This window comes from Catellatospora sp. KI3 (assembly GCF_029948125.1).
Classification (GTDB): Bacteria; Actinomycetota; Actinomycetes; order Mycobacteriales; family Micromonosporaceae; genus Catellatospora.
Map to the genome: position 1 here is coordinate 711,322 of NZ_JASAMB010000001.1, position 14,885 is coordinate 726,206.

Consider the following 14,885-nt stretch of genomic DNA (forward strand, 5'->3'; position numbering starts at 1 on the left):
GTCAGCGGTGGCGGACACGCTCTGGGATGAGTACGAGGTCTCCCCGGTCGAGATTGCACTCCCCGGCGGGAAGGTCGGCCTGACGCTGCGGGCGTATCGCCCGGCGAGCGCGCTGACCCCGACCGACGTCAGCGACCGCGAGGACGACGACGACGTCTTCGACCACAAGCTGCGGCGCCCCATCGGCCTGGACGGCGAGGAGGAGCTGCCGGAGTTCCAGTGGACCAAGGAGGCCCTCGACGAGGTCGCCGCCGCCCCGGCCGAGGACGAGGTGGCCGAGCGCGTCGTGGAGGCGGCCGAGGAGGAGGCGGACGAGGAGTCCGCCGACGCGGCCGAGCCGGGCGACGAGGAGGTGCCGGTCTTCCTCTCGCACAAGGGCAAGCTGCTGCTGTTCGCCTCCGCCAAGGGCCTGGCCGACTTCGTACGCTCCAACGCCCCGCACGACCTCAAGCAGCTCGACGGCTGGGCCAAGCTCGCCAAGAAGATCAAGGCCGAGGACGTGGTCGCCGGCGACGATGACGCGTTCGAGCTGGACCTGGTGGTGGAGAACCTGCGCGGCGGCCCCGACGCCTGGGACCCCGAGCTGCTGCTGCGCGCTGGTGAGATCGCCCGCGACATCAGCTACGCTCTGCGGCTCAAGCCGGTGATCGTGTCGCTGGCGCCCGGTTCGCCGCTCGACGACCTCGACGAGGCGCTGCGCGCCACCGAAGAGGGGGGCCTCGGCTCCTTCTTCGCCAAGCGCAAGCTCCGCAAAATCGGGGCAGAGCAGGCATCCATCGGCTGGCGCTCGATTATCGGAAAGATCTCAGGCGCTGTGGACTGGCGCGACTGACCTGTAACCAGGCAACATCAGTCTTTGGCACACGAGGAGTCTTCGGGAGGAGGACGAGTCCGTGGCGCTCGTGCGGGTGTACTGCGGTATCGCTTCGACTGCTCCGGCGGTCGAGGATGACACGCTGGCGGCCGTCAACCGGCTGACGGTGGCGGTCGTCGACGATTCCGGCAGGCTGCTGGAGTTCTGCGTCATCAACGACGACCCCTCCGGCTATGCCCAGGTGACGTCGATGCTGGCGGAGCGGTTCGGCGGCTCGACGATGGTGACGGTGGCGGTCGACAGCGATGACCACCAGGTCATCTCGCTGCTGGCCACGTCCGGCCGGGCCATCGCCTATACCGACGACGAGAGCGCGGACGAGTTCGCCGACCGGTTCGCCGACGACGACTCCCTGGACGAGGTCAACGCCTCCGCCGACGAGCGGCGCGCCGTGGGCCTGGCCCGCGCGCTGCAGGCCGGTGCGCTGTCGGCCGTGGTCGGCCCGCCGCCGCGCGAGTTCGTCGCCTTCAAGCCGGTGCTGGCCGCGCACGCGGCGCTGGCCGTGGGCCGGCACGCGGCCGCGGTGGCGCTGCGCGAGGTGCTGCGCGAGCTGTACCCGGCCGCCCTGCGGGCGTACCCGGACCCGGCCGAGCCGGTGGCGCTGGCGGTGCTGGAGGCGCTGCCCGAGCCCGGCCTGCTGGCCACCCAGCCCGGCAGCCGTCGCGAGAACGGCACCACCGCCGAGAGCGTCGCCGCGCGACTGGTCTCCGACGGGGTCTGCGACTCCACCACCGCGCTGGAGGCCGTGATGGCCCTGCGGGTGGCCATCGCCGAGACGCCGCGCCGCAACGGCGTCGGCAAGCCGCTGCTGGCCGCGGTCGCCGACGCGGTGCGCTCCAGCGTCGCCGCGGTGCGCGCCAGTGACGCCGCCCGCGCGGCCCTGATCGAGACGCTGACCGAGCGGTCGGTGCCGGTGGCCCCGCAGCAGCAGACCCTCGGCCGCCGCAGCGGCGTCCCCGTCACCTCGGCGCCGCCCGCCACGGCGGCCGCCGCCACCGGAGCACGCCGCCGGGCGCAGCCGATGCCGGTCAACCCGACTCCGACGACCCCGCACCCGATGCAGGCCCCGCCGGTCGCGCCGATGCCCGTCGCCGCGGCGCCGACCGCGCCCGCGCCGGTGGAACGGCCCTCGTGGAGCCCGAGCACCCCGCCGGTGCCGCCCGGCTTCGAGCCGACGCCGCTCACCGGCACCCCGATGGTGACCCCGGTCGCCGCGCAGCAGCCGGTCCCGGCCCCGCCCGTCCAGGCCCCGCCGGTGCAGGCGCCGCCGGTGCAGGCCCCGCCGCAGCGGCAGGTCCCCACGCCGATCCCGTCCCAGCGCGCCACCCGTACGCCCGCCGACAGCGGGAAGCCGTTCGTGCCGACGCTGACCAACGCCGCGATCAGCAACGAGCGGGCGGCCCGCGGGTTCAACCCGCCGCCGCAGCCCTCCGCCACCGACGTGCCCATGGACGTGACCGGCTTCGAGCCCTCCTACGGCGACTACGCCGAGGAGTACGGCGACGACCCGCTGGGCATGAACCCGCCGGTGCGCCAGCCCGCCCCGGCCCGCCAGCCGGAATCGCTGCGCCAGTCCGAGCCGCTGCGCCAGTCCGAGCCGATGCGGCAGCCCGCGCCGATGCCGCCCGCGGCACCGGCCGGCTCCCGCGCCAACTGGCCGCTCAACAACGAGCACGACGAGCTCGCCCGCCCCGCCGACCGGGTCACCCCGCCGTGGCTGGACGACGACCTGGTGCTGCCCGAGGCGCCGTCGCTGCGCCTGGTCGAGCCCGCCGCCCGGCGCGGCTCCCGTGACGAGGACGCCCCGCCGCTGCGGCTGGTCGACGACAGCGCGCTGACCGGTGCCCGGCTGCCCAAGCCGCAGCGGTCCGAGCGGGCCTCCAGCCCGGCCAGCGGCGAGGACGACGACCTGCTGATCTTCGCCTCGGTCTCGTCGGCCTGGTTCAACGGTCCGAGCACCGAGGACGAGCCCACCTGGGGGTCGGCCGCCGACACCGGTTGGCGCGCCGCCGAGCAGGCGGCCCGGCCGTCGGTCGGCAACGACACCACCGCGGGCCTGCCCCGCCGGGTGCCGTCGGCCAACCTGGTGCCGGGTTCGACGCCGGAGCGGGAGGAGCGGCCGCTGCGCATCGTCCGCGACGCCGCCGGCATCGCCGCCCACACCAGCAACTACTTCCGCGGCTGGCGCCGGGGCAACCAGGAGATCGGCGGCTTCGCCGTCGGCGGGCGCCCCGGCCGCGAGTCGGCCAACGGCTGGGACTTCAGCCGCGAGCACGAGCGCGATGACCGCGACGACCGGGACGACCGCGAGTACGGCTACCGCGCCGCGAACTACCGGTAGAGATCACCACCGCAACCGCCCGCCGTGCTCCACGGCGGGCGGTTGTCGTTTGACCACCATCAGTGAGCTGCTCAAACATGTGTCTTATCCCATAGCGCAGGACTTGACCTTGCACCGTGCGGGCGAGCACCATACCTGAGCGGCAGTGGCTTCACGTTCTCGCCGCACGCAACTCTGCTCGGCGGAAAGGCACGCGATGTACAACGCCACAGGCGGACTGAACCGGCGCTCGGCCCTCAAGGGCGGTCTCGGAATGGTCGCCGCAGCGCTGGTGGCCGCGTGCTCGGACCCCGTCGCCTCCGACGCGGGCGAGACCGGCGAGATCGTCATCGGGGCCAGCCTCGAGCTCACCGGCACCGGCTCGGTCCTGGGCAAGCTCCAGGAGCAGGCGCTCAAGGTCGGCGTCGACGAGATCAACGCGGTCGGCATCCCGTACGGCGAGGGCCGGCTCTACATCCGTACCGTGGTCAAGGACAACGGCGGCAACCCGGCCACGGCCATGCAGAACGCCAAGGACCTGATCGAGAACGACAAGGTCAGCGCGATCGTGGGCGGCGTGACCGTGGAGACCGCCCGTGCCATGATCCCGGTGGTCGAGACCGCCAAGGTGCCGCTGCTGTGCCTCAACAGCGGTGACGAGATCTCGGTGCCGCTGCCGCAGCGCAAGTTCGTCTACCAGCTCGGCCCGAACCCGTCCGACACCTCCGCCGTGATGGCCCGCGACCTGCGCCGCCAGGGTCTCGCCAAGGTCGCCGTGCTGGCCAGCGGCGACGGGCACGGCGAGGCGGGCGTGCACGCGCTGCCCCGTGCGCTGACCGCCACCGGCCGCACCCTGGTCGACACGGTCCGGCTGCCCAAGTCCGGGCGGGCCTTCGACGCCGCCGCGCAGCGCATCGTCGACGGCGAGCCCGACGCGGTGATCGTGTGGGCGCAGGCCCCGATCAGCGCCGCGGCCGCCGCCGCACTGCGCAACGCCGGGTTCTCCGGCAAGATCTTCCTGGACCCGGGCGCGGGCGCCGACGAGACCCTCAACGGGCCCAACGGCGGGGCGCTGGACGGCGCCTACATCGTGCACTCCACCGTGCTCGCCGGGGCGCCCACGATGGCCACCACGCCGTCCGGCCGGGCCGCCCGCGCGTTCATCTTCCGCTACATCCAGGAGTACGGGGCGTTCTCCGGCTTCGCGCCGTACGCCGCCGACGCGCTGACCCTGCTGGCCACCGCCGCCCGGCGAGCCGTCAGTACCGACCCGCAGCGGCTGCGCGGGCGCCTGGAGGGCGGCCCGATCGAGGGCGTCTGCGGCGCGTACGCCTTCCAGCCGATCTCGCACGGCGGCATCGAGCCCGACGCGCTGACGGTCTTCGTGGCGCGCCAGAGCGCCTGGGTCCGGCTCAGCTAGCCCTCCCGCGCCGCAACGCCTCCTGCGCGCCCTGAACCGGCCCTAAGGGGCCTCCCCAGTCACGGCCCACTCCGTCTGCCCCGACGCGGCCCGGCTCCGGCGCGGCCTCGCCCGCCTGCGTCACACTTCGACTCGATCCGACCCGCTGCGACTTGCCGAACCGACCCCTAAACCCCCTTGATCACTCAACTTGCCGGGCAGTCGGGGGATTGACCGGTCAAGATACGCCCGCTTGCCCGGCAACTTGGCTGCGGCTGGGCCCGGGCGGGGGGTGTGGGGTGTGCGGGCGGAACGCCGAATGGCCCGTCGTCCACAGGGACGCGGGCCGATCGGCTTGCGAGTCAGGTCAGGCGGGTGCGCCGGTGCGGGTGCGCCGCATCGAGAGCACGTACTCGACCAGGGAGATCAGCACCTGCTTGGTCGACTCGCGGTTACGCGCGTCGCAGCTGACCACCGGCACGTCGGACTGGATCGCGAGCGCGTCCCGTACGTCCTGAGCCTGGTGGTACTGCTGACCATCGAAGCAGTTGATCGCGATCAGGTACGGCAGCTTGCGGTGTTCGAAGAAGTCGATCGCCGCGAAGCAGTCCGCCAACCGGCGGGTGTCGACCATCACGACGGCGCCGATGGCACCCCGGACCAGCTCGTCCCACATGAACCAGAAACGCGTCTGGCCGGGGGTGCCGAACAGGTACAGGATGAGGTCCCGGTCGATAGAGATACGACCGAAGTCCATCGCCACCGTGGTGGTGGTCTTGTTGGGAATCTGGCGCGTGTCATCCACGCCGACACCCGCCGAAGTCATGATCGCTTCAGTGGTCAGCGGCGTGATCTCCGAAACGGAACCTACCAGCGTCGTCTTGCCGACGCCGAAGCCGCCGGCGATGACGATCTTCGCCGATGTCACCCGTCCGCCCGCGCCGTTCGCGGCGGGGCGGTGTGACATGTCAGAGCCTCCGAAGTCCACTGAGTACCCTCTCCAGCAGTTCAGTGCCTACCGAGTCGTTGCTCTCGAACGACGTCGGCTCATATACAGCGACGAGGCCGTCTGCCGCCATGTCCGCGATGAGGACGCGAGCGACGCCGAGCGGCAGTCGCATCCTGGCCGCGATCTCAGCGAGCGACTGCACTTTGCCGTCGCACAGGGACGCTATGTGTTGGTGTTCCCGGCCGTGGCCGCCGCGACCGGTCGCGTTGGCGGAGCGACCACGTACGGTCGTCTCCACCAGCGCCTCGATCGCGATCTCCAATCGCGGCCGGGTGCGGCCACGGGTAACGGCGTACGGCCGTACCAACGCGCCGGTCGGTTCATCTCTGTCGGGCATTGTCGCCGTTCACCCCCTTCCCCATTGCCGTCCCCGGACCATCCGGGACGGGTTGCGCCTCAGCCCAGCACGCCGGCCGCGCTGCGCGGAGCCGGCGTGAGCGCGTCGCCCACCCGGTCCACCAGCAGAGCCATCTCGTACCCGACCTGACCGACGTCGCAGCTGCGCGAAGCGAGCACCGCGAACGACGAGCCATCCGAGATCGACATCAGGAAAAGGAACCCGTTGTCCATCTCTACGACAGTTTGCAACACCGCGCCGCCCTCGAAGCACCGGGCGGCGCCCTGAGTGAGGCTCACCAGACCGGACGAGATGGCCGCGAGCTGGTCAGCCCGGTCACGGGGCAGATCCCGGGAGGCCGCGAGCAGCAGGCCGTCCGCGGAAACCGCGACCGCATGGGCGACGCCCGGCACCCGGTCGGCGAAGTTGGCCAACAGCCAACCAAGATCCTGCGTAGTGGTCATGCCTCCTGCTCCTTGCCAGACTGGCTTCCGGTCTCTGTGGAGCCCGGAATCACATCATCGTCCTTGTGCTGGGTACGGCCGCGCTGCACCCCGCGGTGGTACGCGGAGAGCAACCCGCGCACGCCTTCCGGCGTACGGCGCTGCACCGTGGTCGTGCTCTTCTCGACCCCACCCGGCACCAGCTGTGCCATCGGGGTTCGCTTGGGCAGGCCCGCCGGGGTGGCCTCGTCGGCCTGCGGGGCGCGGTTCGCGATGGCGCTGGCCGCGGCCCAGCCGTCGTCGGCAGCGGTCTGCCACGTCGGCCGGTAGGGCTGGGGGATGTCGTACCCGCTGGGGGTACGTCCGCCGACCGTGCTGCCCATGCTCACGTCCCTGCTCGCCGGGCTGTCAGTGCTCGGCGTGGTGCTAGTGCCACCGATCTTCGGTCCACCGTTGCCCAGCTGGACGTCGAGGTCCACGGCCGGGAACTGTGCGGTGATCGTAGTGTCTTGCGGCACCGCTGCGGGAGAGGCAGTTTTGTGGTCCTGAGCTGGGGTGTCGACAGCCGTGCGGCGAGTGCTGAACCAGGCCGACTCCAGCTCCCGGAAGATCGGCAGCTCCATGGTCTCGTCCGCGAACGGAACGCGGGTGTCGACCACCGGGTACTCGGCCGGGATCCGGGGCATCTCCGTGGTGAAGTCGGCCGCGCTGGCGGCGACCTCCTCGCGGCTGACCGGGGGCCAGGCGGGCGGCGCCGCGGGCGCGGGCACGTCCACCGGGGGCGCCGACATGGGCGCCGCCGAGACGGGGGCCGCGGAGACCGGGACCGCCGACACGGGCACCGCCGAGATCGGCATGCCGGGGCTGCTGTACGGGCTGGCGGAGACCGGCGCGTCCGGCGTCGCGGTCGACGGCGCGGCGTTCCAGCTGGGCTGGTTCCACGACGGCGCCTCCGGGGTGGACGGCACCTGCCGCGGGATCTGCGGCTGCGCGTACGCCTCCGGCCGCAGCGGCTCGGCCTCGGCGGCCAGGTCGCTGTTGCGGCGCGGCAGCGGCTCACCGCTGCGCGGACCGGTCTCCGTGCCCGCGCCGGTGAGGTCCGACCAGGCCGGCATGCCGGCTCGGGACGGGGCACCGGTGGTGGCCGGAGGAGTGGTCACCGGCGGCGCCGCCGGGGCGTCGAACAGGCCGCCGCGGCCGTTGCTGCCGCCGTTGACCGTCGGCCGGGCACTCGGCGCACCGGCGCCGCTCTCCAGCGCCAGCGGCGTGCCGAAGTTGCTCCGCTGCGGCGGGACCGTCGGCTGCTGGCGCGTCTGCGGCGCGGTGCCCGCGAAGGCGGGCAGCTCCCGCGACCCGGTCGCCGGCGCCCCCGGACCCCGGCCGCCGGCCAGTGCGCGGGGCACCAGGACGGCGGTGGGCAGCGTTACGTCGGCGATGATGCCGCGGTCGGCGGACAGGCGCAGCTCGACCTTGACCCCGTGGCGGGCGGCGAGCCGCGCGACCACGACCAGGCCCATCATCCGGGAGACCGCCACGTCGACCATCGGCGGCGTGGCCAGCTTCTCGTTGATCTCGGCGAGCATGTCGGGCGAGATGCCGATGCCGTGGTCCTCGACGTACAGCACCGCGCGGTCGCCGACCCGGCGGGCCTCGACCATGACGGTCGAGTCCGGCGGCGAGAATGCGGTCGCGTTGTCGAAGAGCTCGGCGATGAGGTGCACCAGGTCGTTGACCGCGTGCGCGGCGACCTCGATGTCCCGGTCGATGACGCCGAACTCGATGCGGGTGTAGTGCTCGACCTCGGACTGGGCGGCGCGGAGCACGTCCAGCAGGGCGGCCGGTTCACGCTGCACACGGGTCGAGTCGGCACCGGCGAGCACCAGGAGGTTCTCGTCGTTACGGCGCATTCGGGTGGCCAGGTGGTCCAGCTGGAAGAGCTCGGCCAGCCGGTCCGGGTCCTCCTCACCGCGCTCGAGGCGGTCCAGGTGACCGATGAGCCGGTCGACCAGGATCTGCGAACGGCGGGCGAGGTTGACGAACATCGTCGCGACGGAGGACCGCAGGGCGGCCTGCTCGGCGGCGGTGCGGACGGCTTCCAGGTGGACCGCGTTGAACGCCTCGGTCACCTGGCCGAACTCGTCCTTGCTGCGCACCGGCAGCGGCTCGGCGATCTGGTTGGCCACCTGCACCGGCGACAGCTGCGAGGACAGCTGCGGGTCGCGCAGTCGGGCGACCGCCTGGGGCAGGCCGTACTGCGCGATGCTGAGGGCGCCGTGGCGCAGTTCGCGCAGCGACCGCGCCATCGAGCGGGCCACGAGCCAGGCGAAGAGGATCGCCAGCAGCAGCATGCCCAGCAGCAGACCGGTCTGCACGAGGACCTGCTGGGTGACCTCGTCACGCAGGTCGCCCGCGGTGGCCTCGACGTCGGAGTCGAGCTGGCGCTCGACCTTGCGCAGCAGGCCGCCGTGGTCGTGCAGCGCGACGTCCCACTCGGCCGCGGTGAAGCTCAGCGTGGAGATCTTGTCGCCCGAGAGCGCCTCCAGCTCACCCTGGAACTTGACCGCCTTGCGCAGCGCCGTGCCGGTGACCTGGGTGGCGTAGAGGTCGAGGTCCGCCTCGGTGGCGACCGACTCGAACGACTGCTGCGCCTGCTCCTGGCCGGTCATCGTGGCGATGAAGTTGCGTCGCAGGTCGGGCGTGAACTCGGCGAGCGCGAACGCCCGGTGCACGATCACGCGCTCCTGCGAGAGGAACTCCTTGGTGGTGGCGACGGCCGCGGCGGCCCGCAGGCTGTCACCGAGCTCACCGCCACCGGCGATCTGGGCCGCGCGGTCGCGGATCTTCAGCAGGTCGCCGATGAGCACCTGGTAGCGCAGGGCTGCGGTCGACAGCGGGACCTTGCCGTCCCTGACCTGGGCGCGCACGGAGGGCAGGTTCTGCAGGCCCTCGTCGATGCCCTCGAGCAGGTCGCGGAGGCTGGCGTCGACGTCGACCAGCGCGCCGCGCTGCTGCGAGTAGGGCCGCTTCGCCTCTTCCACCTGCTTGGCGATCAGCTCGTACGACGCGGCGGCGGTCTTGCGGGTGGACTCGTCCCGCGCGCCCAGCAGCATGGTCGCGGTCGCGCGCTCGTTCTGGAGCTCGTCGACCAGGGTGCCCGACTCCTTCACCAGGACCGAGAGGATCCGGGTGCGGTCGGCACTCGTGGCCGTATCCAGGTTGTCCAGCAGACCGTTGGTACCCACGACGATGGTCGCCAGCGTGGGAACGATCATGATCAGGCCCAGCTTGGACCAGATCGGCATGTCTCGGAGTCGGCTCACTGGCCGCCGGAGACGCGAAAGGACCGCGTTCTGCGTTCCTGGCCGCTTACTCACGTCACCGCCCTCCTGTCGGTACCGCCATAGGGACCCGCGATCAGCGGATGGCGCGGGGGTCGCGCCGGGCACCGTACACAATCCATTCCTGTAGAGGAACGGACCCCCGAGATTCCATCACGCCCGGTGAAAAGAGGAAAGCCCAGGCTGCCCAGAATCCGACACCGGATGGGATGCTCTTGCAGCCCAGGTAGCCAGTTCAGCCCGCAGTTTCCTTGGAGTCACGCAGCGTGAGCGTCCAAAGCGCCCGAGTTATCCTTCTTGCCGGCCCATCCGGGTCGGGAAAGTCGTACATAGCGCGGCAGACGGGGCTGCCGGTGCTGTGCCTCGACGATTTTTACAAAGACGGCACCGACCCCACACTCCCCCGAGTGAACGATGCCGTGGACTGGGAGTCCCCGCTTTCATGGGATGCCGACGCCGCTATGACGGCCGTCACCCAGTTGGCTACCACCGGTCGGACGATGACCCCGGCGTACGACATAAGCCTCAGCAGGCGCGTCGGCGAGCACGAGTTCCGGCTGGACGGGGCGCCGCTGTTCTTCGCCGAGGGGATCTTCGCGGCCGACATCGTCGGCGCCTGCGCCCAGGCGGGGCTGCTGGCCGACGCGCTCGCGCTGCACCGCCCCCGCACCGTCACCTTCGCCCGCCGCCTGGTCCGCGACCTGGCCGAGAACCGCAAGCCGCCCATGGTGCTGGTGCGCCGGGGGCTGCGGCTGTGGCGCGAGGACCCGGTCGTCCTCGGCCGGCAGCGGGACCTCGGCTGCCGGCCGACCAGCGCGTCGGCGCTGCAGCGCCGGGTTCAGTACCTGCTCACAGCAGCTTCGCGTAAGCCGGCTTGATCACTTCGTTGATGAGCGCCAGCCGCTCGTCGAACGGGATGAACGCGCTCTTCATCGCGTTGACGGTGAGCCACTGCAGCTCCGGCCAGCCCCAGCCGAACGCGTCCACCAGCAGCGCCATCTCCCGGGACATGCTGGTGCCGCTCATCAGCCGGTTGTCGGTGTTGAGGGTGACCCGGAAGCGCAGGTCGCGCAGCAGGCCGATGGGGTGCTCGGCGATGGACGTGGCCGCGCCGGTCTGCACGTTCGACGACGGGCACAGCTCCAGCGGGATGCGCTTGTCGCGCACGTACCCGGCCAGCCGGCCCAGGGTCCGGGTGTGCGGGTCGATGTCGTCGACGATGCGCACCCCGTGCCCCAGCCGGTCCGCGCCGCACCACTGCAGCGCCTGCCAGATCGAGGGCAGCCCGAACGCCTCGCCCGCGTGGATGGTGAAGTGGAAGTTCTCCCGCTTGAGGTACTCGAACGCGTCCAGGTGCCGGGTGGGCGGGTAGCCCGCCTCGGCACCGGCGATGTCGAACCCGACCACCCCGGCGTCGCGGTACGCCGTGGACAGCTCGGCGATCTCCATCGAGCGGGCGGCGTGCCGCATCGCGGTCAGCAGGGTGCCGATCCGGATCGGGGTGCCCCGCTCGGCCGCCGCCGCGCTGCCCTCGGCGAACCCCTCGAGCACCGCCTCGACCACCTGCGGCAGGGTCAGCCCCGCCGTCAGGTGCTGCTCCGGGGCGTAGCGCACCTCGGCGTAGACCACCCCGTCGGCGGCCAGGTCAAGGGCGCACTCGCGGGCCACCCGGCGCAGCGCCGGCGCGGTCTGCATCACCGCCACGGTGTGCGCGAACGTCTCCAGGTAGCGCTCGAGGGAGCCGCTGTCGGCGGCCTCCACGAACCACCGCCCCAGCGCCTCGGGTTCGGTGGCGGGCAGCTCGTGCCCGATCTCGGCGGCCAGCTCGACGATGGTGGCCGGACGCAGCCCGCCGTCGAGGTGGTCGTGCAGCAGCGCCTTCGGCGCCCGTACGATCTCGTCATAGCTCGGTGTCACATGCATCAAGATATTGCCTATGCTCACCGATGACCTGATAGGCGCTCTGCGCTGCCCCCTGTGCGCCGCACCACTCGCCCGCGCCGAGACCGCCCTCCGCTGCCCCGCAGCCCACTCCTTCGACCTCTCCCGCCACGGCTACGCCCACCTCGGCACCGGCCGCAAGCTCCCCGAGGGCGACACCCCCGCCATGGTCGCCGCCCGCACCCGCACCCTCCCCACCCTCTACGGCCCCCTCGCCGAGGCCGTCGATCATGAACTTATGGACGTGTTCGGCGGCGTGTTCCCACCCTGGCACCGTGATCAGCAGAGCGAGGGGGCGCCGCTGGTGGTGGATCTGGGGGCGGGGACGGGGTTCTATCTCGCGCGGGTGCTGGAGGGGTGGGGCGAGGCGGGCGGGTTGGCGTTCGACGTGAGCAAGGCGGCGCTGCGGCAGGCGGCGAAGGCGCACCCGCGGGCGGGGGCGGTGCTGGCCGACACCTGGGGCACGCTGCCGCTGGCGGACGGGTGCGCCGACCTCGTCCTGAACGTGTTCGCGCCGCGCAACGGCGACGAGATGCGGCGCGTCCTGGGCGACGGCGGACTGCTGCTGGTGGCCACCCCGACCGGCGACCACCTGGGCGAATTGCGCGCGGCGCTGCCGCTGCTGAAGGTCGACGAGGCCAAGGAGCGGCGGCTGCCCGCCTCGCTGCCGCAGTTCCGGCAGACGGGCGCGCGCACGGTCCGCTGGACCATGGACCTCAGCCGCGAGCAGGCGCTGGACCTCGTCGGCATGGGCCCCAGCGCCCACCACGTCGACCTCAGCGGACTCGGCGGGCAGCTGCCCGACCGCATGGAGGTCACCGCCGGCGTCTTCCTGTCTACGTGGACAGGTCGACCTCTTCCCAGCCGCCCGGCGGGTCGTGGAACTCGCCGGTGAAGACCACCGCCCACTCCAGCGCCCAGCGCCGCTGCCCGATCGCGTTGGCGTTCAGCTCGCCGGGCACCGGCTGCCCGGCCGCCTCCAGCTGCTGGAACGACCAGTCCAGGCAGTAGTGCAGGTCCAGCGCCGCGGCGACCACGGTGGGGTCGCGCGGCGCGGCCAGCGTACGCGCGCGCCACTGCTCGAAGCTCTCCCCGCCCAGCAGGTCCGGGAAGGCCTCCATCAGCCGGACCGGGGGCAGCAGCGGGTCGAGCGCCTTGATGACGCCCAGCGTCCAGGCCAGCCCCGCCAGCGCGTCCAGGTGCAGCGCGAACGACTGCCGGTCGCCGATCTCCTCGGTGATCCAGTCCCACTCCGGCTGGGTCACGTCGGGCAGCAGCTTGTTCTCGTCGAGCCAGGTGACCGCCGCCTGGCCGGGCATGCCGAAGCAGCGCTCCAGCACCACGTGCAGGATCGCGGCGCGGGCCTCCAGCTCGCCGGTGGGGCGCAGCTCGACCTGGTCCTCCGGCTCCCAGACCAGCGGGAACGTATCGGGTGGGCACGGCACGCCGAGCCGGTGCAGCTCCTGGAAGCTGGCGGCGCGCACCGCGAGCGGATCGGGTGCGGGGACGGCCACGGTCAGCCGATCCGGTCGATGATCAGCGGACGGGTCGCGGCCGGGCCGTCGGCGATGGTGAACGACCGCTCGGCCTCGGCCAGGGCGGCCGGGATGCGGGCCGGGTCGTCGGCGCGCAGCTCGTACAGCACGTCGCCGGGGCGCACCTTGTCGCCGGGGCGGCGGTGCAGCACCACGCCCGCGGCGGCACTGACCGGGTCCTCCTTGCGGGCGCGGCCCGCGCCCAGGCGCCAGGCGGCCAGGCCGATGCCCATCGCGTCGATGTACGACACCGTGCCCGTCACCTCGGCGCGCACCAGTTCGACCTCCCTGGCCACCGGCAGGGGCGCGCCGGGGTCGCCGCCCTGGGCCCGGATCATCGCGCGCCACGAGTCCATGGCCCGGCCGTCGTGCAGCGCATCGGCCGGGTCGACGTCGGACAGCCCGACCGCGTCCAGCATCTCCCGGGCCAGCGCCAGGGTCAGCTCGACCACGTCGGCGGGGCCGCCGCCGGCCAGCACGTCCAGCGACTCCTGCACCTCGACCGCGTTGCCGATCGCCAGGCCCAGCGGCACGTTCATGTCGGTGAGCAGCGCGACCGTGTCGACGCCGGAGGCGCGGCCCAGTTCGACCATGGTCCGGGCCAGCTCGCGGGCGTCGTCTACGGACTTCATGAACGCGCCGGTGCCGACCTTGACGTCGAGCACCAGCGCACCCGTACCCTCGGCGATCTTCTTGCTCATGATCGAGCTGGCGATCAGCGGGATGGCCTCGACGGTGCCGGTGACGTCGCGCAGCGCGTACAGCTTGCGGTCGGCCGGGGCCAGCCCCTCGCCCGCCTGGCAGATGACCGCACCGACGGCTTCGAGCTGGGACAGGAACTCCTCGTTGCTCAGCGCCGCGCGCCAGCCCGGGATCGACTCCAGCTTGTCCAGCGTGCCGCCGGTGTGGCCCAGGCCCCGCCCGGACAGCTGCGGCACCGCCGCGCCGCACGCGGCGACCAGCGGCGTCAGCGGCAGCGTGATCTTGTCACCGACGCCGCCGGTGGAGTGCTTGTCCACGGTCGGCCGGGACACCCGGGACAGGTCCAGCCGCTCGCCCGAGGCGATCATCGCCGCCGTCCAGCGGGCGATCTCGGCGTCGGTCATGCCGCGCAGCAGGATCGCCATGGCCAGCGCCGACATCTGCTCGTCGGCGACATGCCCGCGTGTGTACGCGTCCACGACCCAGTCGATCTGCGCGTCGGTCAGCACCCCGCCGTCGCGCTTGGCCCGGATCACGTCCACGGCCGCGAAGCCACTCATGCAGAAAACCTCATTCGATTCCGTGTACGGCGGCCAGCTCCGCCGGCCCGAAGCCGCGCGGCAGCAGTTCCGCCATGGTCACCGGGCCGCCCTCGGCGTCGATCAGCATGCGCGGGCCGCCCTGCTCCCACAGCAGCTGGCGGCAGCGCCCGCACGGCAGCAGCGGATCGCCGTCGCCGTTGACGCACGCCATCGCGACCAGCCGGCCGCCCCCGGTCGCGTGCAGCTGCGACACCATGCCGCACTCGGCGCACAGCACCACGCCGTACGCCGCGTTCTCGACGTTGCAGCCGACCACGACCCGGCCGTCGTCTACCAGCCCCGCCGCCCCCACCGGGAACTTCGAGTACGGCGCGTACGCCCGGTGCATCACCGCCACCGCGGCCGCCCGCAGCCCGTCCCAGTCGATCTCCATCACCCGCAACCC

General features: G+C 72.5%; 12 protein-coding genes and 1 pseudogene. 5 read left to right on the forward strand and 8 right to left on the reverse strand.

Going from position 1 to position 14,885, the window contains the following annotated elements; translation table 11 throughout:
* The first annotated feature begins 7 nt into the window (after positions 1-7).
* The 3 genes from QEZ54_RS03150 (at position 8) to QEZ54_RS03160 (ending at position 4,614) form a co-directional block, all read left to right on the forward strand.
* Complete coding sequence (locus QEZ54_RS03150) at positions 8-832, forward strand: DNA primase (protein ID WP_281302891.1); 825 nt, start codon at positions 8-10, stop codon at positions 830-832.
* A 61-nt stretch (positions 833-893) separates the two neighbouring features.
* Entirely contained in the window at positions 894-3,215 is a 2,322-nt protein-coding gene (locus QEZ54_RS03155) for a transposase (RefSeq protein ID WP_281302892.1), read from the forward strand.
* 196 nt (positions 3,216-3,411) lie between these two features.
* The gene (locus QEZ54_RS03160; RefSeq protein ID WP_281302893.1) at positions 3,412-4,614 is read left to right on the forward strand and encodes an ABC transporter substrate-binding protein; all 1,203 of its coding nucleotides are present in this window, start codon (positions 3,412-3,414) and stop codon (positions 4,612-4,614) included.
* Positions 4,615-4,960: 346 nt separating this feature from the next.
* Here QEZ54_RS03160 and QEZ54_RS03165 read toward each other — a convergent pair whose 3' ends face one another.
* From QEZ54_RS03165 to QEZ54_RS03180, 4 genes are read right to left on the reverse strand one after another with little or no spacing between them, the layout of a single operon-like run.
* Complete coding sequence (locus QEZ54_RS03165; protein ID WP_281302894.1) at positions 4,961-5,560, reverse strand: ATP/GTP-binding protein; 600 nt, start codon at positions 5,558-5,560, stop codon at positions 4,961-4,963.
* A 1-nt stretch (position 5,561) separates the two neighbouring features.
* On the reverse strand, positions 5,562-5,939 hold the full coding sequence (locus QEZ54_RS03170) for a DUF742 domain-containing protein (protein WP_217394522.1): 378 nt from the start codon (positions 5,937-5,939) through the stop codon (positions 5,562-5,564).
* A 59-nt stretch (positions 5,940-5,998) separates the two neighbouring features.
* A complete protein-coding gene (locus QEZ54_RS03175) occupies positions 5,999-6,403 on the reverse strand; it encodes a roadblock/LC7 domain-containing protein (protein ID WP_120318037.1) in 405 nt (134 codons plus the stop codon).
* The gene (locus QEZ54_RS03180) at positions 6,400-9,756 is read right to left on the reverse strand and encodes a nitrate- and nitrite sensing domain-containing protein (RefSeq protein ID WP_281302895.1); all 3,357 of its coding nucleotides are present in this window, start codon (positions 9,754-9,756) and stop codon (positions 6,400-6,402) included. The genes QEZ54_RS03175 and QEZ54_RS03180 overlap by 4 nt, the downstream gene beginning before the upstream one ends.
* A gap of 230 nt (positions 9,757-9,986) precedes the next feature.
* Here QEZ54_RS03180 and QEZ54_RS03185 point away from each other — a divergent pair, with 230 nt between their 5' ends.
* Positions 9,987-10,598, forward strand: a complete 612-nt coding sequence (locus QEZ54_RS03185) for an ATP-binding protein (RefSeq protein WP_348650502.1) — start codon at positions 9,987-9,989, stop codon at positions 10,596-10,598.
* Here QEZ54_RS03185 and QEZ54_RS03190 read toward each other — a convergent pair.
* Positions 10,570-11,637 (reverse strand): adenosine deaminase, encoded by a 1,068-nt coding sequence (locus tag QEZ54_RS03190; RefSeq protein ID WP_281302897.1) that lies wholly within the window; start codon positions 11,635-11,637, stop codon positions 10,570-10,572. The two genes, QEZ54_RS03185 and QEZ54_RS03190, sit on opposite strands and share 29 nt — an antisense overlap.
* Before the next feature lie 19 nt (positions 11,638-11,656).
* Here QEZ54_RS03190 and QEZ54_RS03195 point away from each other — a divergent pair, with 19 nt between their 5' ends.
* Positions 11,657-12,556, forward strand: coding sequence for a putative RNA methyltransferase (locus QEZ54_RS03195; RefSeq protein WP_281302898.1), 900 nt, complete (start codon positions 11,657-11,659; stop codon positions 12,554-12,556).
* Here QEZ54_RS03195 and QEZ54_RS03200 read toward each other — a convergent pair.
* The 3 genes and pseudogenes from QEZ54_RS03200 to QEZ54_RS03210 form a co-directional block, all read right to left on the reverse strand.
* Entirely contained in the window at positions 12,498-13,175 is a 678-nt protein-coding gene (locus QEZ54_RS03200; protein WP_281302899.1) for a DUF4272 domain-containing protein, read from the reverse strand. The two genes, QEZ54_RS03195 and QEZ54_RS03200, sit on opposite strands and share 59 nt — an antisense overlap.
* A gap of 2 nt (positions 13,176-13,177) precedes the next feature.
* A complete protein-coding gene (locus QEZ54_RS03205; protein ID WP_281302900.1) occupies positions 13,178-14,458 on the reverse strand; it encodes a thymidine phosphorylase in 1,281 nt (426 codons plus the stop codon).
* A gap of 19 nt (positions 14,459-14,477) precedes the next feature.
* Positions 14,478-14,873 (reverse strand): annotated as a pseudogene (locus tag QEZ54_RS03210) (cytidine deaminase); the annotation flags it as partial.
* Positions 14,874-14,885: the final 12 nt, after the last annotated feature.